The following is a 20,113-nucleotide window of genomic DNA, read 5'->3' on the forward strand; positions in this document are numbered from 1 at the left end:
AACAAATGATGATGTCAGGCGCAAACGCCGCGAACCCTCGATGAGGACAACACTATGAGCATTGATCGTACATCAGCCCTGAAGCCGGTTAGCACTGTACAACCTCGCGAAACGAATGAGGCTGCCCCGCAAAAAACGCGTCTGGAAAAAACGTCGACGGCTAACAGCACCAGCGTCACGCTGAGCGATGCGCAGTCGAAGCTGATGCAGCCAGGCAGCAGCGATATCAACATGGAACGTGTTGAAGCGCTGAAAACGGCTATCCGTAACGGCGAACTGAAAATGGATACCAGCAAAATCGCTGATGCGCTGATTCAGGACGCACAGAGTTTCCTCCAGAGTAACTAACCGTATGAGTCGACTGTCAGAAATACTGGATCAAATGACGGTGGTCCTGAACGACCTGAAAACGGTGATGGATGCCGAACAGCACCACCTCTCTTCTGGTCAAATCAACGGCAGCGCGTTGCAACGCATAACTGAAGATAAAAGCTCGCTGCTGGCGACCCTGGATTATCTGGAAAAACAGCGACGCGCTGAGCAAGACGCGAAACGCAGCGCCAATGATGAGATCAACGAACGCTGGCAGACCATTACAGAAAAAACCCAGCATCTTCGCGATCTCAACCAGCATAACGGCTGGCTGCTGGAAGGTCAGATTATCCGTAATCAGCAGGCGCTTGAGGTGTTAAAGCCCTATAAAGAGCCGGGGCTGTACGGTGCGGATGGTCAGACGGCCACGGCACGTATCACGGGCGGGAAAAAGATTTCGATTTGACGCAGTAGCGGCACGTCATGAAGCGGGGAGCACCTTCTGGTGAACTCCCCTTTTGACGTTTATACCGTGCGGCGGGCGAATTCTTTCACCTTGAAGCCAAGCACCGCCAGCGTGGCAAAGTACGCCACCACCCCGACCGCCACCACGGCCATCAGACGCATCAGGCGGTAAGGCATGGTGCCCTGCGCCCATTCAGGCATGACATACAACATGCCAACCAGCGCAGCCGCCATCACCACTACCGCGATCGCCAGACGCAGCAGGAAGCTTGCCCAGCCCGGCTGCGGTGTGAAGATATCCTGCTTGCGCAGCTGCCAGTACAGCAGCCCGGCGTTCAGACAGGCCGCCAGACCAATCGACAATGACAGCCCCGCGTGTTTCAGCGGTCCAATAAACGCGAGGTTCATCAGCTGCGTCATAATCAGCGTCACAATGGCAATCTTAACCGGCGTTTTGATGTCCTGACGTGAATAGAAACCGGGCGCAAGCACCTTCACGACGATCAGCCCCATCAGCCCCACCGAGTAGGCTACCAGTGCACGCTGGGTCATGGCGGCATCAAAGGCGGTGAATTTTCCATACTGGAACAACGACACCGTCAGCGGTTTTGCCAGGATCCCCAGCGCCACCGCGCTTGGCAATGCCAGCAGAAAACAGAGACGCAGTCCCCAGTCCATCAGGCGGCAGTATTCATCGTGGTTGCCGCTGGCGAAACTTTTCGACAGCGACGGCAGCAGAATAGTCCCCAGCGCCACGCCCAGCACCCCTGATGGAAACTCCATCAGACGATCGGCGTAGTACATCCAGGACACCGAGCCCGACACCAGGAAAGAGGCGAAGATGGTATTGATGATCAGCGAGATCTGGCTGACGGACACGCCGAGTATCGCCGGTCCCATCTGTTTAATAACGCGCATTGCGCCCGCATCTTTGAAACTAATGCGCGGCAGAACCAGCATGCCGATCTTTTTCAGGTGCGGAAGCTGGTAAGCAAGCTGTAACACCCCGCCGACGGTCACGGCCCAGGCCAGCGCCAGCACCGGTGGGTTAAAATGCGGCGCGGCGAACAGCGCAAAGCCAATCATGCTGACATTAAGGAACGTGGGGGCAAAGGCCGGCACGGAGAAGCGGTTCCAGGTATTCAGGATGGCACCCACCAGCGACGCCAGCGAAATCAGCAGAATATAGGGGAAGGTTATCCGCAGCAGTTGCGTCGTCAGGGCAAATTTATCCGCCGTGTCGGCAAAGCCCGGTGCCGTTACCATGATTACCCAGGGCGCTGCCAGCATGCCCAGGACGGTCACGATCGCCAGCGCCAGCGTCAGTAAACCGGAAACGTAAGCCACAAAGACGCGGGTGGCATCTTCGCCCTGCTTGCTTTTATATTCCGCAAGGATCGGGACAAATGCCTGTGAGAAAGCCCCTTCGGCAAAAATACGGCGCAGCAGGTTCGGCAGCTTGAACGCAACGAAAAAGGCGTCAGTCGCCATCCCTGCGCCAAAAACCCTTGCCACAATGGCATCGCGCGCAAAGCCTAGCACGCGGGAAAACATGGTCATCGAGCTGACGGCCGCCAGCGATTTTAATAAGTTCATTAACGTGAAGTTCCAAAACCCTACGGATTTCCAGGACGGATAAGCGAAAGCGCCACCCGGCAAAGCCAACAAGCGGCGCTTAGTCTAACCGGATTTCAACGAATTACTATCGGCAGATGTTACAGCGAGTTATTCCGACATGGCTTCGCGCCAGAGTCGTTCCACGATGCGCTGCGCCAGAATGGCCTGCTCCCCGGACGTTTCAGGAACCGTCTGATTCTGCACGCAGGTGATGAAGTGACGCGCGCAGCCCACAAAGCCACGCTGTTCCAGGGTGCTCTGCCAGCCGGGAACGGGTAACGCAACCACGCCATTGCCCTTCTCTTCCCGCCACTCTCGCATATCGGTGACGTCATACAGCGCGCCATCCGTAACGGCCTGCACGGACTCGCGCTGGCTGCCCGCCCGACGATGCATGCTGGTCGTCACCTGCAAATGCTCAACGGCAAAATGATGTTCGGCGTAAACCATCTCACCCTGCTCGCTGGTCAACAGCGTGCCGCTTTGCAGCTGGGCTTTTCCGTTACTCAGCCACAGGGCCGTATCCACGACGTGGAGATAATCATCCAGCAGCGTGAAGCGCAGATCGTTCGGCCCCACGCTGTCGGTACGGTGCTTATCCATACGCAGAGAGGCGAACGAGCCGGACTGCGCTTTAAGCTGCTGATAGAGCGGCGCAAAACGGCGGTTGAAGCCGACCATCAGCGTCAGCTTTTTACGCGCGGCCAGCTCAATCAGTCGCTCAGCATCCTGTACATTTTCCGCCAGGGGTTTATCCACGCAGACGTGAACGCCTGCATTCAGCAACTCGCTCACCACCTGGTAGTGCGTCGCGGTTGAGGTATGCACAAATACCGCATCACATTCACGGGCTAAATCCTGTAGCGAACCGGCATAAGGGATGCGCCAGGTTTTGCAGATGCGCTCTGCTTTCTCGCGGGTGGGCGACCACGCCCCTTGCAGCGTCCAGTCTGACGCGGCGCCTAAAACGGGCAGCCAGGCTTTTTGCGCAATCCCTCCCAGCCCCACAACACCAATGCGTAATGTTGTCACGATTAATCTCCCAGATGTGCGAGTAACGCATCCAGACGCTGCTTCAGCCCGGCAACCTCGTCTTCCAGGGCTGCCACGCGCGCGGTCAGGCTTTCGTTTGATGCTGGCGTGTCGGATACGACGGCCAGCGCAGAGGGCTCCACGTCGCCGCTAAACAGGTGCATGTAGCGGCTTTCACGCTTGCCCGGTTCGCGGGGCAGACGCACCACGTAGGGACCGTCCTCGCGTGAGGCTAATCCCTCCAGCGTCTGTTCAACGTCCTGCATATCCTGAAACTCATGCATGCGGGAAGCGCGTGTGCGCAGTTCCCCCGGCGTCTGCGCCCCGCGCAGCAGCAACGTGGTGATAACGGCCACTTCCGCAGCGCTGAGTTTTAAATCGCCAAATTCAGAATTACAAAAGCGCTGTTCATATTTAGTGACGCGGTTACCGAAGCCGCTGACGGTGCGCAGGTAGTGGCGCTTCACCAGCTCATCAAGGATATCCTGCACCTCGTGCTCGCCAAGGTTCATCACCGGCTCACGGTTCGTCTTCTGGTTGCAGGCCATCGTGACGGCATTCACGGACAGAGGATACTGTTCCGGCGTGGTGACCTGCTTTTCCAGAAGGCAGCCGATCACGCGCGCTTCGGCGCCATTTAACTGATATTTCATCTTTTCTCCTTAACGACCCGCGGTCCACTCCTGCGTGGTGAGCGCGGTGAGCACATGGTCCCGCCACTCGCCGTCAATCAGCAGATAATCTTTGGCATAGCCTTCTTTCTCAAACCCCAGGCGGGCCAGCAGATCGCCGCTGCGCTTATTGTGCGGCATGTAGTTAGCCATAATGCGATGGATATGTTGCGTGCGCTGCATGTAGCGAATCGCCGCCGTCAGCGCCTCAAACATGAGCCCCTGTCCCTGCCATTTCTGGCCGATGGAATACCCGAGATAGCAGGCGTGAAACGACCCGCGTACCACGTTTGAAAAATTGGCAATGCCAACGATCTCTTTCTCTTCCGGATCGAGAAGCGCGAAATAAAACGCACTTCCCTGTTTATGAAATTCCGCAATCATACTGAGGCGCGCCTGCCAGCCAGAGGGGTAGCAGTGGCTCTCGTCCCGAACGGGTTCCCAGGGTTTTAAAAACTGGCGATTCTCGGCGTAATAATCCGCCAGACGCCAGGCATCACGCTCATGCACCAGACGAACGACCAGCCTGTCCGTCGTCAGACGCACTTTTGGCACATTACTGCGATAGCCAAACATCGTTACCACTCCTTCCCGTCGCTTCTGCTCTGCCTGTTAGCTTTACTATACCTGTGCCTGCGCCTTCTGTGAAAACAGTGACATACCATTTTGATCGCTTTTCACATTTTTCGATGAGAACTCTCTATCAAAGCACCTTTTTGATAAAAAAATATTGTCGCCAGCGGGTATGGGAAAAAGCGCGGCGACACCGCAGAATGTTAGCGTGCTCACCTTTTATTTTCCCTGGAGGGAAAATGTCCCGCGTATCACAGGCCAGGAGCCTGGGTAAATATTTCCTGCTCGTCGATAACATGCTGGTCGTGCTCGGCTTTTTTGTCGTTTTTCCGCTTATATCAATTCGTTTTGTCGATCAAATGGGCTGGGCGGCATTGATGGTCGGGATCGCGCTGGGTCTACGCCAGTTTGTACAACAGGGTCTGGGCGTGTTTGGCGGCGCAATAGCTGACCGCTTCGGCGCGAAACCGATGATCGTCACCGGCATGCTGTTACGTGCGGCGGGATTCGCCACCATGGCAATCGCTCATGAACCCTGGCTGCTGTGGTTCTCCTGTTTCCTTTCCGGGATTGGCGGCACCCTTTTCGACCCACCGCGTACCGCGCTGGTGGTTAAGCTTATCCGTCCGCAACATCGGGGGCGCTTCTTCTCGATTTTGATGATGCAGGACAGCGCTGGCGCGGTGGTGGGCGCCCTGCTGGGAAGCTGGCTGCTGCAATACGATTTCCGCCTGGTTTGCGCCACCGGCGCGGTGTTGTTTATTCTCTGCGCGCTGTTTAACGGTCTGTTTCTGCCCGCATGGAAGCTGTCGACGGTGAAAGCGCCTGTGCGGGAAGGGCTTGACCGTGTGTTGAGCGATAAACGCTTCGTCACCTATGTGTTAACCCTGACCGGCTACTACATGCTCGCCGTGCAGGTCATGCTGATGCTGCCCATTATGGTTAACGATATTGCCGGCACGCCAGCGGCGGTGAAATGGATGTATGCCATAGAGGCCTGCCTCTCACTGACTCTGCTCTATCCAATTGCCCGCTGGAGCGAGCGCCGTTTCCGGCTTGAGCACCGTCTGATGGCCGGGCTGTTGCTGATGACGCTGAGCATGATGCCCATCGGTCTGGTAAGTTCGCTTCAGCAGCTGTTTATGCTGATCTGCACCTTCTATATTGGCTCAATCATTGCCGAGCCAGCCCGTGAAACGCTGAGCGCGTCACTTGCCGACGCCCGGGCCCGGGGCAGCTACATGGGCTTCAGCCGTCTCGGGCTGGCGCTTGGCGGCGCGCTGGGTTACACCGGTGGCGGCTGGCTGTTTGATGCCGGAAAAGCGCTCCATCAGCCGGAGCTGCCGTGGGTCATGCTCGGCATGGTCGGCTTTATGACGCTGATTGCCCTCTGGTGGCAGTTCAGTGATAAACGCAGCACCCGCGGGATGCTGGAGCCTGGCGCCTGACCTCTTGCATTATCAGTTTTTTCTGCTGGTTTCTGTAGGATCACCCTGACATACTGGCGTATCAGGACAGATGCGCCGATTTTATGTTGAGGAACGCCATGAAAAAGATCGTTATTGCCGCTGCGTTAATTGTCAGTGGTCTGCTGGTGGGATGTAACCAGCTTACGCAGTACACCGTCAGTGAGCAGGAAATTAATCAGGCGCTGGAAAAACATAATAACTTTTCAAAAGATATCGGCGTGCCCGGCCTTGCGGATGCGCATATCGTCCTGACGAATCTCGCCAGCCAGATTGGTCGCGAGGAGCCTAACAAAGTCACCCTTTCCGGCGATGCCAGCCTCGATATGACCTCGCTCTTCGGCAATCAGAAAGCGGATATCAAGCTGAAGCTCAAGGCGCTGCCGGTCTTTAATAAAGAGAAAGGGGCAATTTTCCTGCAAGAGATGGAAATCGTCGATGCGGTTGTAACGCCGGATAAAATGAAACCGGTGCTGCAAACGCTGATGCCGTATCTCAACCAGTCGTTGCAGAACTACTTTAACCAACAACCTGCCTATGTTCTGAGCGAAGACAAAAGCAAAGGTGAATCTCTGGCGAAAAAATATGCCAAAGGGATAGAGGTGAAACCGGGTGAAATCATCATCCCTTTCACCGACTAAATACTCCGGGCGCTCAGGCGCCCGTTTTTTTTAACGGAATAGTGTGCAAACGAAAACGTTTCCGCTTATGATTTGTGTCCGGCAAAAACAGCCATCTTATGACTGATCTCTTTCAAGCCGGAGCTTCCATGACTGTACAATCCCAGGTTCTCAAAATCCGCCGCCCAGACGACTGGCATATCCATCTTCGTGATGGCGACATGCTGAAAACCGTCGTGCCGTATACCAGCGAAATTTATGGCCGTGCGATTGTTATGCCTAACCTGGTTCCGCCAGTCACTACCGTCGAGGCCGCGATTGCCTATCGCCAGCGTATCCTTGACGCCGTTCCGGCCGGGCACGATTTTACCCCGTTGATGACCTGCTACCTGACGGACTCGCTGGATCCCAATGAGGTTGAGCGCGGGTTTAACGAAGGTGTGTTCACCGCCGCGAAGCTCTACCCGGCGAATGCCACCACCAACTCCAGCCATGGGGTGACCAGTATCGACGCCATCATGCCCGTTCTGGAGCGTATGCAAAAACTGGGCATGCCGCTGCTGGTGCACGGGGAAGTGACCCACGCTGACATTGATATTTTCGATCGCGAAGCACGTTTTATCGAAACGGTCATGGAGCCGCTGCGCCAGCGTCTTCCGGGGCTGAAAGTGGTGTTTGAACACATTACGACTAAAGATGCCGCAGAGTATGTCCGGGATGGAAACGAGCTGATTGCCGCCACCATCACCCCGCAGCACCTGATGTTTAACCGTAACCACATGCTGGTGGGCGGCGTTCGCCCACATCTGTATTGTCTGCCGATCCTCAAGCGCAACATCCACCAGCAGGCGCTACGTGAGCTGGTCGCTAGCGGCTTCCCGCGCGCATTCCTCGGCACGGATTCCGCCCCGCATGCCCGTCACCGTAAAGAGGCGAGTTGCGGCTGTGCAGGCTGCTTTAACGCCCCGACCGCCCTGGCAAGTTACGCAACCGTGTTTGAAGAGATGAATGCGTTAGACCATTTCGAAGCCTTCTGCTCCCTTAACGGCCCGCGTTTCTACGGTCTGCCGATCAATGACACGTTCATTGAGCTGGAGCGCAAAGAAAGCCAGGTTGAAGCGTCGATTGCGCTCACCGACGATACGCTGATCCCCTTCCTGGCCGGTGAAACCGTAAACTGGACGGTAAAACGCTAAAAAACTGTCGCCCCCTGTTGTCAAACCGATAATATAACTGTATAAATAAACAGTATATTACACAGGGGGCATTTATGCGTATTGAAGTCACCATTGCCAAATCCACCGTCCTGCCTGCTGGCGCACTCGACGCTCTGGCGGGTGAACTATCCCGACGTATTAACAGCACTTTTCCTGAAAACGATGGCGCCGTAACGGTACGTTATGCGACAGCAAACCATCTTTCCGTCATCGGCGGCGCGAAAGAAGACAAAGAACGCATCAGCGAAATTTTGCAGGAAACATGGGAAAGCGCCGACGACTGGTTCATCACTGATTAAAATTTGCTCCCTCATTGTGTTTTTTGCCGGGTCGCCCCGGCTTTTTTTCGTTTCGTCTCCTGAAAGTTCAAAATATTTCAGCATCTTCTTAGAAAATCGTGAACAAGATGGCGTTTTATTGTTCGAACAATCCTAAAAAGCAGAAAAATGTGTTGCTACCCGTTTATTTTTTCCTGCTGAACCCTTATTAATTGATATACTGAAATTGCTTTCAGAAAAACATGCATTGAACCTCAAAGTCGTTGTCTTCTAACACGCATTAAGGGGGTTATAATGGAAAAGAATAGTGAAGTGATCCAGACCCATCCGCTTGTTGGCTGGGATATCAGCACCGTAGACAGCTACGATGCGCTGATGCTGCGTTTGCACTACCAGACCCCAAATCAGCTAAACCGTGATGAAGCGGAAGTTGGACAGACGCTGTGGCTTACAACAGACGTCGCCCGTCAGTTTATCTCTATTTTGGAAGCAGGCATCGCAAAAATAGAATCTGGCGACTACCAGGAAAATGAGTATAAACGGCATTAATCTTATGCCTCTTCACTCAACAGGCACCCTCGCGGTGCCTTATTTATTTCGTTCTTGTATAAGCCTACATAGTTAATTACTCTGCTAACAAAGCGTTAGTAAAGAGAAGCCTATGAAATACGATTTGATCATTATCGGAAGCGGCTCCGTAGGATCTGCCGCCGGTTATTACGCCACGCAGGCGGGTCTGAATGTGCTGATGATTGACGCCCATCGTCCCCCCCACTCTGAAGGAAGCCATCACGGCGATACCCGTCTGATACGTCACGCTTATGGCGAAGGTGAGCGCTATGTACCGCTGGTGCTTCGGGCTCAGACGCTGTGGGATGAGCTGGCCGCCCTCACCGAAGAACGCATTTTTGAGCGCACCGGGGTCGTTAACCTGGGGCCAGCCAGCTCCACGTTTCTGGCGACCGTCGAGGAGAGCGCGAAAGCCTACCGCCTGGACGTCGAGCGTCTGGATGCGAACGGCATCATGGCGCGCTGGCCGGAAATTTCTGTCCCTGAAGACTACATTGGGTTGTTTGAAGCCAACTCTGGCGTACTGCACAGCGAAACGGCCATTAAGACCTGGATTGATCTCGCCGCCAAAGCGGGCTGCGCGCAGTTGTTCAACTGTCCGGTCACGGGCATCACCCACCATGCAGAGGGTTCAACCGTCACCACCTCTGAAGGTGAATATACCGCCACGCGTCTGCTGGTGAGTGCGGGAACGTGGGTGACGAAACTGCTGCCGGACCTGCCCATCCAGCCGGTGCGAAAAGTCTTCTCCTGGTTCCAGTCTGACGGGCGTTACAGCAGCCAGAACAAATTCCCGGCGTTTACAGGCGAGTTACCCAATGGCGACCAGTTCTACGGTTTCCCCTCGGAAAAAGACGCGCTCAAGATTGGCAAACATAACGGCGGGCAGGTAATTTCCTCTGCGGAAGAACGCAAACCGTACGGAGCTTATCCGCAGGATGGTTCCGAAGCCTTCACGTTCCTGCGTAATATCCTGCCGGGCGTAGGCGGGTTGCTTTACGGCGCAGCGTGCACCTACGACAACACCCCGGATGAAGACTTTATCATCGACACCCTGCCGGGGCACGACAACACCCTGCTCGTAACCGGGCTCAGCGGTCACGGGTTTAAATTTGCCTCTGTGTTAGGTGAAATCGCCGCCCAGTTTGCTCAGGGGAAAGCGCCTTCGTTTGATCTCAAGCCCTTCGCGCTCTCGCGCTTTGATCGATAATACCTCTTCAGGCTCCGAGTAACCGGGGCCTGTTTAGCGAGAGGGGCATGATGCGCAGACTGGTGAATTACCTTATCAATAACATCCGCGAGCATTTCATGCTCTACATTGTTCTTTGGTCGCTACTGGCGATCATTGACGTTATCTATATTGTATTCTTCTGAACGTTCTCGCTGACGTTTATTGACACTCCTTTAAATTTATTTAACTTATATTTTTAAAAAACGTCGCCTCAAATTTATTGAACGAAGCGATTGAAATACATTGCGGAAACACATTCAAATTCGCTGAAATAAATTAAATAAAATACATTATTCATTTTTTTCAGTTGCATTATTTATTTAACCCGTCCATTTTTATTGCTCAGTCATTTGAGAACGGAAATTCATATGCAATGGCGTAACTCCTCCCGTCGCTACGGAATAATATCCATGTGTTTACACTGGCTATTTGCAATTGCCGTCTATGCCATGTTTGGTCTCGGCCTCTGGATGGTGACATTAAGCTATTATGACGGTTGGTATCATCAGGCCCCCGAATTGCACAAAAGCATTGGGGTTCTGCTGATGATGGGTCTGGTTTTTCGCGTGATCTGGCGACTTATCTCTCCGCCCCCTCCTGCGCCCAAAAGCCATGGCCGACTTACCCGCATAAGCGCTGTTGGCGCGCATATCGCACTCTATGCCCTGCTGTTCGCCATTCTGATCAGCGGCTATCTCATTTCGACCGCAGACGGCAAACCGATCAGCGTATTTGGGCTTTTTGATGTCCCAGCCACGCTGGCTGACGCCGGTTCACAGGCTGACACCGCAGGTGTGGTTCATTTGTGGCTGGCATGGAGCGTAGTGATCTTGTCTGTCCTGCATGGCCTTGCGGCCCTGAAACACCACTTTATTGATAAAGACGATACGCTGAAGCGCATGCTTGGCCGTTCGTCAGTTGACTCTGGAGCATAAAATGAAAAAACGCCTGTTGGGTATCGCATTAGGTTCGCTGTTATTTACTACCGGTTCGGCCCTGGCCGCCGACTATAAAATTGATAAAGAGGGCCAGCATGCCTTCGTCAATTTCCGTATTCAGCATCTGGGTTACAGCTGGTTATATGGCACGTTCAATGATTTCGATGGCACATTTACTTTCGACGAGAAAAACCCTGCTGCCGATAAAGTGAACGTCACCATTAATACCAACAGCGTCGACACTAATCACGCCGAGCGTGATAAACATCTGCGCAGCGCTGAATTCCTGAACGTGGGCAAATTCCCGCAAGCTACTTTCGCGTCGACAGAGGTGAAGAAAGACGGTGATAAACTCGCTATTACCGGTATTCTCACGCTGAACGGCGTAACAAAACCTGTCACACTGGATGCCAAATTAATTGGACAGGGTGACGATCCATGGGGCGGAAAACGTGCTGGCTTTGAAGCCGCAGGCAAAATTCATCTGAAAGATTTTAATATCACCACGGATTTAGGCCCGGCATCGCAGGATGTAGAGCTGATTATTTCGGTGGAAGGCGTTCAGCAGAAGTCATAAAACAGGCCCGGCAGGCTTGTGAGCCGCCGGGCAGTGTTTTACTCCGGGTCCGGAATACCCAGTTTGGTATTCAGTCGGCCCCGGGATTTATTAAAGATCTTATTCCCGTTCTCGCGTCCGGCACGGCGACGACGTTGCTCTTCTTCAGGCAACATACTCTCTTCGCTGCACAGCTCGCTACAGCAGCCATTAAACTTCTCGGCGCATGCAGGGCACTGAATAAACAGCAGATGACACCCGTCGTTTTTGCAGTTGGTATGCGTATCGCACGGTGTTCCGCACTGGTGACAGTGCGCGATCACGTCCTCTGAAATTCGCTCGCCCATACGCTCATCAAACACAAAGTTCTTACCGATAAAACGCACCGGTAAACCCTGCTCACGGGCGCGGCGGGCATACTCGATAATCCCACCCTCAATGTGCCAGACTTTATTAAACCCGTTGTGCTTCATCCAGGCGCTGGCTTTTTCACAGCGGATCCCCCCGGTACAGTACATCACGATCTTTTTGTCTTTATGCTCCTGCATCATCTCAACCGCTTTCGGCAGTTGCTCGCGGAAGGTGTCGGCAGGAATTTCCATCGCATTTTCGAAGTGCCCCACTTCATATTCGTAGTGGTTACGCATATCGATGAACACCGCATCCGGATCGTCGAGCATCGCGTTCACTTCAGCGGCCTTCAGGTATTCCCCCACATTAGCAGCATTGAAGCTCGGATCGTCAATGCCATCCGCCACAATACGCTCGCGCACCTTCATGCGCAGCACCCAGAATGATTTACCGTCATCATCCAACGCAATATTCAGGCGTAAGCCGTTAAGCGCCGGATCAAACCCGTAAAGGAGATCGCGGAAGGCGCTGACCTTGCTTTCCGGCACGCTGATCTGCGCGTTAATCCCCTCACGCGCCAGATAGACGCGACCAAACACGTTCAGGGCGGTGAAAGCCTGGTAAAGCGCATCGCGGGTCGCCTGTGGATCGTCGATGGTGAAATACTTATAGAAAGAGATCGTTGTGCGCGGTTCGGTTTCGGCCAACATACGCGCTTTCAACATCTCATTCGAAACGCGGTTGTGTAACACTGGCATGGTGTACAAGTCCTGCAATCGTTGAGAAATAAAAATCGGTCGGCATGATATAGCAAACAAAGACAATTTACATCCACACAATTTACGCTACATTTCAGTCAATCTGATTAATCAGACTTAACATTTGCATATTCTTTCATGTTTCGATGACAGACATTTTGGCTATGCCTTAAAAAATGAGACAATAGCCTTTCAGGACGTTAGAACACAGGACAGACATGACCCAGTTACCGAAATTTACTGCCGCGCTTTTGCATCCCCGCTATTGGTTAACATGGTCAGGCATTGGCTTGTTGTGGCTAATTGTACAGCTGCCTTATCCCGTCATTTTCCGCATGGGTAAAGGGCTGGGTCGCATTGCTCAGCAGTTTATGAAGCGTCGCGCCAGGATCGCGTATCGCAACCTTGAGCTTTGCTTTCCTCAGATGAGTGAATCTGAGCGCCACGACATGGTGGTTAAAAACTTCGAATCTGTCGGCATGGGGCTGATGGAGACCGGTATGGCCTGGTTCTGGTCGGATAAGCGCATGGCGCGCTGGACGGAAGTGGCTGGGACCGGCATGGAGCCAGTGCATACTCTTCAGGCCAACCAGACTGGCGTCCTGCTGATTGGCGTTCATTTTCTGACGCTCGAAATTGGCGCACGCATGTTCGGCATGCAGGCGCCCGGTATTGGCGTTTATCGTCCTAACGATAATCCGGTGATCGATTTGATCCAGACCAACGGACGTATGCGCTCCAATAAAAGCATGATCGACCGAAAAGACCTGAAAGGGATGATCCGCGCCCTGAAATCAGGTGAAGTGGTCTGGTACGCCCCGGATCATGACTATGGCCCGCAATCCAGCGTGTTTGTTCCGTTCTTTGCGGTGGAAGATGCAGCGACGACCACCGGGACCTGGATGCTGGCGCGAATGTCCAAAGCGGCTATCGTGCCGTTTGTACCGCGCCGTAAACCAGACGGTTCAGGCTATCAGCTCATCATGCTGGAGCCGGAGCTCGCGCCACCGCTGATTGATGCGGAAACCACCGCCCGCTGGATGAACGGCGTTGTCGAGAAATGCATTATGCTCGCCCCGGAGCAGTACATGTGGCTGCATCGCCGCTTTAAAACCCGGCCTCAGGGCGTCCCTTCCCGGTATTAATCTGCATGCGGCCTTCCGGGCCGCATGTTGTTTTAGCTTTAAAAGCTCCCCGTCATTGCGGCAATCATACCCCGGGCGCATAATTAGCAGGCTTATTACCTCACTGGTCACGGTGCCCTGCACCTCATTATGCGGATAGTTATGTCCCCCACAGATGCTCCCATAAACTGGAAACGTAACCTGACGGTTGCGTGGCTGGGTTGTTTTCTTACTGGCGCCGCCTTTAGCCTGGTGATGCCTTTCCTGCCCCTCTACGTTGAACAGCTCGGCGTCACCGGACATAGCGCCCTGAATATGTGGTCCGGCCTGGTGTTCAGCATTACGTTCCTGTTCTCCGCCATTGCGTCGCCTTTCTGGGGTGGGCTGGCGGATCGCAAAGGCCGCAAAATTATGCTGCTGCGCTCCGCGCTCGGCATGGCGATCATTATGCTGCTGATGGGGGTGGCGCAGAACGTCTGGCAGTTCCTGATATTACGCGCACTCCTGGGTCTGCTCGGGGGATTTATCCCTAACGCCAACGCCCTGATCGCCACCCAAATCCCGCGCCAGAAAAGCGGCTGGGCGTTGGGCACGCTCTCTACTGGCGGCGTAAGTGGCGCACTGCTGGGCCCGCTGGCGGGCGGGCTGCTGGCCGACCACTACGGACTGCGGCCGGTATTCTTCATTACCGCCAGCGTGCTGTTCCTCTGCTTCCTGGTGACGCTTATCTGTATCCGGGAGAATTTCACGCCGGTAGCCAAAAAAGAGATGCTGCACGCCCGGGATGTGCTGGCCTCGCTGAAAAACCCAAAGCTGGTGCTGAGTCTGTTTGTGACTACCATGATTATCCAGGTGGCCACCGGTTCAATCGCGCCTATTCTGACGCTCTATGTCCGCGATCTGGCGGGAAACGTCAGCAATATCGCCTTTATCAGCGGCCTGATCGCCTCTGTTCCCGGCGTGGCGGCGCTACTGAGCGCGCCGCGGCTCGGCAAGCTGGGAGACCGTATCGGCCCGGAAAAGATCCTGATCTGCGCCCTGATCGTCTCCGTCCTGCTGCTGATCCCCATGGCGATGGTGCAGTCTCCCTGGCAGCTCGGCGTCCTGCGCTTCCTGCTGGGGGCTGCCGATGGCGCACTGCTCCCGGCCGTGCAGACGCTGCTGGTCTATAATTCCACCAACCAGATAGCCGGTCGTATTTTCAGCTATAACCAGTCGTTTCGCGATCTGGGTAACGTCACCGGGCCGCTGGTCGGTGCGGGGATTTCAGCCAGTTTCGGTTTCCGGGCGGTCTTTATCGTGACGGCAGGCGTCGTGCTGTTCAACGCCGTTTATTCGTGGCTCAGCTTATCCCGGGCGCTACGCCCGGGGCGAATAAGACAACATCGTGACGGCTAATTTTCGCATTCATACTTGCAAAATCACATAATCAGCTATTCTTTCCCTGAATACCTTCACGAAAAACAGGGAGACACCAATGACCATGTACGCCACGCTGGAAGAAGCAATTGATGCCGCTCGCGAAGAGTTCCTCGCCGATAATCCCGGCATTGAGGAAGAAGATGCTGACGTGCAACAACTCAATATCCAAAAATACGTCCTACAGGACGGCGATATTATGTGGCAGGCCGAATTCTTTGCTGATGAAGGTGAAGATGGTGAATGTCTGCCGATACTGAGTGGTGAAGGTGCACAGGCAGTATTCGACGGCGACTATGACGAAATTGAGTTACGTCAGGAGTGGCTGGAAGAAAATACGCTGCACGAATGGGACGAAGGCGAGTTTCAGCTCGAACCGCCGCTGGATACCGAAGAGGGTCAGGCCGCAGCGGACGAATGGGACGAGCGATGAGCTCCCGTTACTCGTAAGGGCCGTGACTGGCATCAATGGGCAGCAACAGCGTGTCGAAAATCAGCGAAAACGGCAGATCGAGCACGGTGAGATAGCGCCATGCGGAATCGCGAACGTCCCACTGTACGCCGGGGTAGTATTGATTCCCGTGGCCCTGCCCGGGGATGGTGCGGCTGATAATGCTGCCGCAGCCGCTGAGCAGGCATGCCATCATGACGACAATGATTACTTTCATGTCTGACCTCTAAAAAAATACCGGCGATTAAGCCGGTATTTCATTTGGCGGGTGGCGCTTCGCTTACCCGCCCTACTTAACAACTTACTTCGCCTTCAGTGCCAGCGGATTCAGCTTAACGTCCTTATAGTAGTTCACCCACGAAGAGTATCTCTCCGGCGCGGACCACACGCGGTAGTGAAGCCGTGCCATCGTCACCGGATCGCTCAACAGCACCAGACGACGGTCGCGGTTAAGCTTTTCTGGCGTCTCGTTCAGCGCCTGCTCAACGTGGCGATCGCGGGCGATCTCCAGCACCTGGCTGGCGCGGTGACGCGCCGTCGCCATCGCGGTTGCCAGCGCGTTGAATGACGGGTTAAACACGGCGTGCATAAAGCCATCATCCAGCGTGCGTTTGCGGTTCTGCTCCAGATAGGTATCGGTATCCACCAGCACCTGCGGCGGAGAATACTCTTCCGGGATCAGGAACAGCTTCCAGCGTTTGGTACGCAGGCCCACCGTGGAACGGCTGGAGATCACCGACACAAACGGCGACAGGATCAGCGAGAAGACGATTGGCGCCAGCCAGAACAGGAAACGCAGATCCAGCCAGGCCATACCAACGGCCCACACCAGGCCCAGCAGCAGCTGAGAGCCGTGGCGCATAAAGGCCTCACTCCACGGCGTAGAGTCATCGTCACGCTGCGGTGAATTCCACACCACTTCCCATCCCAGGAACGCGCTCACCACAAACACCGTATGGAACAGCATACGCACCGGCGCCAGCAGGACCGAGAACAGCACTTCCAGCAGCAGTGAAAGGGTCACGCGGCAGAAGCCACCGTACTCCTTCGAACCTTTGCACCAGATCAGAATGATACTGAGCAGCTTAGGCAGGAACAGCAGCACCATGGTCGACGCGAACAGCGCAATCGCCAGCTCCGGACGCCACTGCGGCCACACCGGGAACAGCTGGCGCGGTTGCAGGAAGTATTGCGGCTCCGTCAGAGCATGCACAACCTGCAACGCGGTCGAGAGTGCCAGGAACATAAACCACAGCGGCGCAGACAGATAGGACATAACGCCCGTCAGGAACACCGCACGGTGAACAGGGTGCATCCCTTTCACCAGGAACAGGCGGAAGTTCATCAGGTTACCGTGACACCAGCGGCGGTCGCGTTTGAGCTCATCCAGCAGGTTCGGCGGCAGCTCTTCATACGAGCCAGGCAGATCGTAGGCAATCCAGACGCCCCACCCTGCACGACGCATCAGAGCAGCTTCCACAAAGTCATGCGACAGAATGGACCCGGCAAACGACCCTTCACCCGGCAGCGGCGCCAGGGCACAGTGCTCGATGAATGGCTTCACGCGGATAATGGCGTTGTGGCCCCAGTAGTGAGATTCACCCAGCTGCCAGAAGTGCAGACCGGCAGTAAACAGCGGCCCGTAGACGCGGGTCGCAAACTGCTGGCAGCGCGCATACAGCGTGTCCATACCTGACGCTTTTGGCGAGGACTGAATAATACCCGCGTTCGGGTTGGCTTCCATCAGACGGACCAGCCCGCTCAGGCAGTCGCCGCTCATCACGGAGTCCGCATCCAGAACCACCATGTAGCTGTACTGGTTACCCCAGCGACGACAGAAGTCATCAATGTTCCCGCTCTTACGCTTAACACGACGACGACGACGGCGGTAGAAGATCTGCCCTTCCCCCTGCACCTCGGCAATCAGCTCCATCCAGGCTTTTTGCTCTGCCACGCAAATATCCGGGTTGTAGCTGTCGCTCAGGATATAGACGTCGAAATGCGCCGCGTTACCGGTCGCCTTCACGGACTCCCAGGTGGCACGCAGCCCGGCGAATACGCGGTCAACGTCTTCGTTACAGATAGGCATGATCAGCGCGGTACGGTGCTCAGGATTGAGGGGTTCATCCCCGACCGTCGACGCGGAAATGCTGTATTTGTCACGCCCCATCAGCAGTTGCAGGAAGCCCATCAGCGCCGTCCAGAACCCGGCGGAGACCCAACAGAACAGCACGGCGAACAGCAGAAGAATGCCGCTCTGTAAAATATACGGCAGCAGCTGCATGAAGGAGACCCAGATATCCTGGCCAATCATGTCAGCAGGGTTAATCAACGCCCAGCCCTGGTACGGCAGAATGGTTTTCATGTACCAGGTGGCGACAACCGTCTGCGCCAGCGTCAGCAGCAGCAGAATGTAACGACGAATCGTTCCTACGGTACGCCATTTCTGCTCGGAGGCCTGCTGTTCTTTGGTCAGACGTGACAGATAGCGCGGTGTCACGTCACGCCCACGCAGACGATCCCAGAAGCGGCCCACCGGGTTGGTGCGCCACGGATCGGGGAACATGGAGGAACGCGTGGCCTTTGGCATCGCCTGTAGCTGGTCACGCCCTTCGTCATCCTTGATTAACTGCCCTTCTGCCAGCGAGTCCGGCCATGCCTGCTCCAGACGTGCCTTCACTGACCCCAGCGGCGTATCATCATCACGGGAAAAATGACGATGTTCACCATCCAGCGCGGTGTGAACCGCGCGGATGTCGCTCGCAGGGAGCGCCGCTTTTTCAATGTCCGTCAGCGGCATGGCATCAATATATTCAGATGTATTATTCATTGGCAGGTAGCTGATAGCTCCAGGTTTCACTCAGCGGCTTATCGTTACTGACCAGCGCGGCGCGCATTTCAGTGGTCTGTTTCGGATCCTTCACCTTCACGCGCAGGGTCAAACGCCACCCTTTGGTGACCGGGTTGTACCGCACGGCGTTTTCAACGATTTCACCGTTATCGCCAATGCTGGCCTGTGCCGTCACGGCAGTATCCGGCGCCAGTTTTTTCATATCCTGCCCGGCGAAGTCCACGATAAATGCCAGCGTGCCATCCGGCTGACGAATCAGGTTGGACTGCTTCACATCACCCGTTGAACGACGCGTCTGCATCACATACGCGTTATCCGGTGCGTGCAGCTTGTCTTCGTCACGGCTGAAGGTAATCGCATACTTGAAGTTCATCTCTTTACCGGCTTCAGGCAGCTGATCCGGTGTCCAGTACGCCACGATGTTATCGTTGGTTTCATCGTTGGTTGGAATTTCAACCAGCTCAACCTTACCTTTACCCCAGTCGCCTTTCGGCGTAACCCAGGCGCTTGGGCGCAGATCGTAGCGGTCATCCAGATCTTCAAAGCGGGAGAACTGACGGCCACGTTGCAGCAGACCAAAGCCCTGCGGGTTTTCCATCGCAAAGCTGCTGACCGCGAGGTGTTTCGGGTTGTTCAGCGGACGCCAGATCCACTCGCCGTTACCGGCATGGATGGAGAGGCCATTGGAATCATGCAGTTCAGGACGGAAATTGGTCGCCGGAGATGGCTGGTTCGGCCCAAACAGGAACATACTGGTCAGCGGTGCGACGCCCAGTTTGCCCACTTTATCGCGCAGGTAAACTTTAGACTGCACGTCAACCACCGTGTCACGCCCTGGCATGATCACGAAGCGATAAGCGCCGGTCGCACGAGGGGAGTCCAGCAGCGCATAAATTGTCAGACGTTTGTCGGTTGGTTTTGGACGTTCGATCCAGAACTCGCGAAAACGTGGAAATTCTTCACCTGATGGCAGCGCGGTATCAATTGCCAGACCGCGCGCAGAAAGCCCGTACACCTGCCCCGCGCCAATCACGCGGAAGTAGCTGGCGCCAAGCATGCTGACGATTTCATCGTTTTTATCTTTGCTGTTAATCGGATAAAGCACCTTGAAGCCTGCGAAGCCGAGGTCTTTCACCGTGTCTTTATCGTGTTGCACATCGCCAAAATTGAAGTAATCCGGGCTGTACTTGATTTTGCGTACCGCGGTCGCCGTCACTTCATTGATGGCAACTGGCGTGTCGAAGTACATACCCTGGTGGTAAAATTCAAGCTTGAACGGGGTTTTAATATTGTTCCAGTACGCTTTATCGTGATTGAACTGGATCTGCTGATAGTCCGCGTATTTCATGTCGCGGAAAACGGAGGGCAGGTTACTTTTTGGCGCTTCGTAGCTCTTGCCCGCCATCGATTTTGCCTGTTTTGCGACATCATCGATGTTAAAGGCCAGTGCAGATGAGGTATACAGTGACAACAGCACTGCTACACCCAACCAACGCATTTTCATCATTTGTGGTTTATGTTTCATAATAAGTAAGCACTTCCCCCTTTGTGTGCTTATATCGATCCGATCCATTTTAATGGAAACTCAGGCAATCCGACAACATTATCACTGC

The 20,113-nt window shown here is 54.8% G+C and carries 22 protein-coding genes; 14 read left to right on the forward strand and 8 right to left on the reverse strand.

Going from position 1 to position 20,113, the window contains the following annotated elements; translation table 11 throughout:
- Positions 1–54 precede the first annotated feature (54 nt).
- Both flgM and flgN read left to right on the forward strand, forming a co-directional pair.
- Positions 55–348 carry a flagellar biosynthesis anti-sigma factor FlgM gene (gene flgM / locus AM329_RS08690; protein WP_003858002.1) on the forward strand — a complete coding sequence of 98 codons (294 nt, stop codon included), beginning with the start codon at positions 55–57 and terminating at the stop codon, positions 346–348.
- 4 nt (positions 349–352) lie between these two features.
- Positions 353–778 (forward strand): flagella biosynthesis chaperone FlgN, encoded by a 426-nt coding sequence (gene flgN, locus AM329_RS08695; protein ID WP_003858003.1) that lies wholly within the window; start codon positions 353–355, stop codon positions 776–778.
- Positions 779–837: 59 nt separating this feature from the next.
- Here flgN and murJ read toward each other — a convergent pair whose 3' ends face one another.
- The 4 genes from murJ to rimJ all read right to left on the reverse strand — a co-directional run bounded on the left by murJ (position 838) and on the right by rimJ (position 4,673).
- Entirely contained in the window at positions 838–2,373 is a 1,536-nt protein-coding gene (gene murJ, locus AM329_RS08700; protein ID WP_023324447.1) for a murein biosynthesis integral membrane protein MurJ, read from the reverse strand.
- A 129-nt stretch (positions 2,374–2,502) separates the two neighbouring features.
- Entirely contained in the window at positions 2,503–3,426 is a 924-nt protein-coding gene (locus tag AM329_RS08705) for a Gfo/Idh/MocA family protein (protein ID WP_023315806.1), read from the reverse strand.
- 2 nt (positions 3,427–3,428) lie between these two features.
- Positions 3,429–4,079, reverse strand: coding sequence for a YceH family protein (locus AM329_RS08710; protein ID WP_003858006.1), 651 nt, complete (start codon positions 4,077–4,079; stop codon positions 3,429–3,431).
- A 9-nt stretch (positions 4,080–4,088) separates the two neighbouring features.
- Positions 4,089–4,673 (reverse strand): ribosomal protein S5-alanine N-acetyltransferase, encoded by a 585-nt coding sequence (rimJ, locus tag AM329_RS08715; RefSeq protein WP_003858007.1) that lies wholly within the window; start codon positions 4,671–4,673, stop codon positions 4,089–4,091.
- Positions 4,674–4,909: 236 nt separating this feature from the next.
- Between rimJ and mdtH the strand changes: the two genes are divergently transcribed.
- From mdtH to AM329_RS08760, 9 genes are all read left to right on the forward strand, one after another.
- Entirely contained in the window at positions 4,910–6,118 is a 1,209-nt protein-coding gene (gene mdtH / locus AM329_RS08720) for a multidrug efflux MFS transporter MdtH (RefSeq protein WP_003858008.1), read from the forward strand.
- Positions 6,119–6,216: 98 nt separating this feature from the next.
- Positions 6,217–6,777 (forward strand): lipoprotein, encoded by a 561-nt coding sequence (locus tag AM329_RS08725; RefSeq protein WP_023305855.1) that lies wholly within the window; start codon positions 6,217–6,219, stop codon positions 6,775–6,777.
- A gap of 128 nt (positions 6,778–6,905) precedes the next feature.
- Complete coding sequence (gene pyrC / locus AM329_RS08730; RefSeq protein WP_023315804.1) at positions 6,906–7,952, forward strand: dihydroorotase; 1,047 nt, start codon at positions 6,906–6,908, stop codon at positions 7,950–7,952.
- A 74-nt stretch (positions 7,953–8,026) separates the two neighbouring features.
- A complete protein-coding gene (gene dinI / locus AM329_RS08735) occupies positions 8,027–8,272 on the forward strand; it encodes a DNA damage-inducible protein I (RefSeq protein WP_003858011.1) in 246 nt (81 codons plus the stop codon).
- Between the two features lie 273 nt (positions 8,273–8,545).
- Positions 8,546–8,800 carry a biofilm formation regulator BssS gene (gene bssS / locus AM329_RS08740; RefSeq protein ID WP_003858012.1) on the forward strand — a complete coding sequence of 85 codons (255 nt, stop codon included), beginning with the start codon at positions 8,546–8,548 and terminating at the stop codon, positions 8,798–8,800.
- Positions 8,801–8,912: 112 nt separating this feature from the next.
- Positions 8,913–10,031 carry an N-methyl-L-tryptophan oxidase gene (solA, locus tag AM329_RS08745; RefSeq protein ID WP_023324445.1) on the forward strand — a complete coding sequence of 373 codons (1,119 nt, stop codon included), beginning with the start codon at positions 8,913–8,915 and terminating at the stop codon, positions 10,029–10,031.
- A gap of 50 nt (positions 10,032–10,081) precedes the next feature.
- Positions 10,082–10,195: a YceO family protein gene (locus AM329_RS08750; protein ID WP_003858014.1), complete on the forward strand. Its 114-nt coding sequence runs from the start codon at positions 10,082–10,084 to the stop codon at positions 10,193–10,195.
- Positions 10,196–10,420: 225 nt separating this feature from the next.
- Positions 10,421–10,987, forward strand: coding sequence for a cytochrome b (locus tag AM329_RS08755; RefSeq protein ID WP_032608997.1), 567 nt, complete (start codon positions 10,421–10,423; stop codon positions 10,985–10,987).
- Position 10,988: 1 nt separating this feature from the next.
- Complete coding sequence (locus AM329_RS08760) at positions 10,989–11,567, forward strand: YceI family protein (RefSeq protein WP_032608996.1); 579 nt, start codon at positions 10,989–10,991, stop codon at positions 11,565–11,567.
- Positions 11,568–11,605: 38 nt separating this feature from the next.
- Here the strand turns inward: AM329_RS08760 and AM329_RS08765 are convergent, their stop codons facing one another.
- Positions 11,606–12,655, reverse strand: a complete 1,050-nt coding sequence (locus tag AM329_RS08765) for a rhodanese-related sulfurtransferase (RefSeq protein ID WP_003858018.1) — start codon at positions 12,653–12,655, stop codon at positions 11,606–11,608.
- A 218-nt stretch (positions 12,656–12,873) separates the two neighbouring features.
- Here AM329_RS08765 and AM329_RS08770 point away from each other — a divergent pair, with 218 nt between their 5' ends.
- From AM329_RS08770 to AM329_RS08780, 3 genes are all read left to right on the forward strand, one after another.
- On the forward strand, positions 12,874–13,800 hold the full coding sequence (locus tag AM329_RS08770) for a Kdo(2)-lipid IV(A) acyltransferase (RefSeq protein ID WP_003858019.1): 927 nt from the start codon (positions 12,874–12,876) through the stop codon (positions 13,798–13,800).
- A gap of 141 nt (positions 13,801–13,941) precedes the next feature.
- Positions 13,942–15,177 carry a multidrug efflux MFS transporter MdtG gene (gene mdtG, locus AM329_RS08775; protein WP_032608995.1) on the forward strand — a complete coding sequence of 412 codons (1,236 nt, stop codon included), beginning with the start codon at positions 13,942–13,944 and terminating at the stop codon, positions 15,175–15,177.
- A gap of 79 nt (positions 15,178–15,256) precedes the next feature.
- Positions 15,257–15,631 (forward strand): MysB family protein, encoded by a 375-nt coding sequence (locus tag AM329_RS08780; RefSeq protein ID WP_003858026.1) that lies wholly within the window; start codon positions 15,257–15,259, stop codon positions 15,629–15,631.
- 7 nt (positions 15,632–15,638) lie between these two features.
- Here the strand turns inward: AM329_RS08780 and AM329_RS08785 are convergent, their stop codons facing one another.
- The 3 genes from AM329_RS08785 to mdoG all read right to left on the reverse strand — a co-directional run bounded on the left by AM329_RS08785 (position 15,639) and on the right by mdoG (position 20,025).
- Positions 15,639–15,866: a YceK/YidQ family lipoprotein gene (locus tag AM329_RS08785; RefSeq protein ID WP_003858030.1), complete on the reverse strand. Its 228-nt coding sequence runs from the start codon at positions 15,864–15,866 to the stop codon at positions 15,639–15,641.
- Positions 15,867–15,950: 84 nt separating this feature from the next.
- Complete coding sequence (gene mdoH / locus AM329_RS08790) at positions 15,951–18,479, reverse strand: glucans biosynthesis glucosyltransferase MdoH (RefSeq protein WP_015570846.1); 2,529 nt, start codon at positions 18,477–18,479, stop codon at positions 15,951–15,953.
- The gene (gene mdoG, locus AM329_RS08795) at positions 18,472–20,025 is read right to left on the reverse strand and encodes a glucans biosynthesis protein MdoG (RefSeq protein ID WP_032608994.1); all 1,554 of its coding nucleotides are present in this window, start codon (positions 20,023–20,025) and stop codon (positions 18,472–18,474) included. Before mdoG ends, mdoH begins: the two co-directional genes overlap by 8 nt.
- Positions 20,026–20,113 lie beyond the last annotated feature (88 nt).

The sequence above is a fragment of the Enterobacter cloacae complex sp. AR_0002 genome (assembly GCF_001922365.1).
Lineage (GTDB): Bacteria > Pseudomonadota > Gammaproteobacteria > Enterobacterales > Enterobacteriaceae > Enterobacter > Enterobacter hormaechei_C.

Bases quoted from the DNA above. Each gene is read 5' to 3' on its own strand.
- AM329_RS08770 (WP_003858019.1), top strand. From the start codon at position 12,874: ATGACCCAGTTACCGAAATTTACTGCCGCGCTTTTGCATCCCCGCTAT.
- AM329_RS08780 (WP_003858026.1), top strand. From the start codon at position 15,257: ATGACCATGTACGCCACGCTGGAAGAAGCAATTGATGCCGCTCGCGAA.
- mdtG (WP_032608995.1), top strand. From the start codon at position 13,942: ATGTCCCCCACAGATGCTCCCATAAACTGGAAACGTAACCTGACGGTT.
- AM329_RS08785 (WP_003858030.1), bottom strand. From the start codon at position 15,866: ATGAAAGTAATCATTGTCGTCATGATGGCATGCCTGCTCAGCGGCTGC.
- dinI (WP_003858011.1), top strand. From the start codon at position 8,027: ATGCGTATTGAAGTCACCATTGCCAAATCCACCGTCCTGCCTGCTGGC.
- flgN (WP_003858003.1), top strand. From the start codon at position 353: ATGAGTCGACTGTCAGAAATACTGGATCAAATGACGGTGGTCCTGAAC.
- AM329_RS08725 (WP_023305855.1), top strand. From the start codon at position 6,217: ATGAAAAAGATCGTTATTGCCGCTGCGTTAATTGTCAGTGGTCTGCTG.
- AM329_RS08755 (WP_032608997.1), top strand. From the start codon at position 10,421: ATGCAATGGCGTAACTCCTCCCGTCGCTACGGAATAATATCCATGTGT.
- AM329_RS08750 (WP_003858014.1), top strand. From the start codon at position 10,082: ATGCGCAGACTGGTGAATTACCTTATCAATAACATCCGCGAGCATTTC.
- flgM (WP_003858002.1), top strand. From the start codon at position 55: ATGAGCATTGATCGTACATCAGCCCTGAAGCCGGTTAGCACTGTACAA.
- solA (WP_023324445.1), top strand. From the start codon at position 8,913: ATGAAATACGATTTGATCATTATCGGAAGCGGCTCCGTAGGATCTGCC.
- rimJ (WP_003858007.1), bottom strand. From the start codon at position 4,673: ATGTTTGGCTATCGCAGTAATGTGCCAAAAGTGCGTCTGACGACGGAC.
- mdoG (WP_032608994.1), bottom strand. From the start codon at position 20,025: ATGAAACATAAACCACAAATGATGAAAATGCGTTGGTTGGGTGTAGCA.
- mdtH (WP_003858008.1), top strand. From the start codon at position 4,910: ATGTCCCGCGTATCACAGGCCAGGAGCCTGGGTAAATATTTCCTGCTC.
- AM329_RS08760 (WP_032608996.1), top strand. From the start codon at position 10,989: ATGAAAAAACGCCTGTTGGGTATCGCATTAGGTTCGCTGTTATTTACT.
- AM329_RS08710 (WP_003858006.1), bottom strand. From the start codon at position 4,079: ATGAAATATCAGTTAAATGGCGCCGAAGCGCGCGTGATCGGCTGCCTT.
- pyrC (WP_023315804.1), top strand. From the start codon at position 6,906: ATGACTGTACAATCCCAGGTTCTCAAAATCCGCCGCCCAGACGACTGG.
- bssS (WP_003858012.1), top strand. From the start codon at position 8,546: ATGGAAAAGAATAGTGAAGTGATCCAGACCCATCCGCTTGTTGGCTGG.
- AM329_RS08765 (WP_003858018.1), bottom strand. From the start codon at position 12,655: ATGCCAGTGTTACACAACCGCGTTTCGAATGAGATGTTGAAAGCGCGT.
- mdoH (WP_015570846.1), bottom strand. From the start codon at position 18,479: ATGAATAATACATCTGAATATATTGATGCCATGCCGCTGACGGACATT.
- murJ (WP_023324447.1), bottom strand. From the start codon at position 2,373: ATGAACTTATTAAAATCGCTGGCGGCCGTCAGCTCGATGACCATGTTT.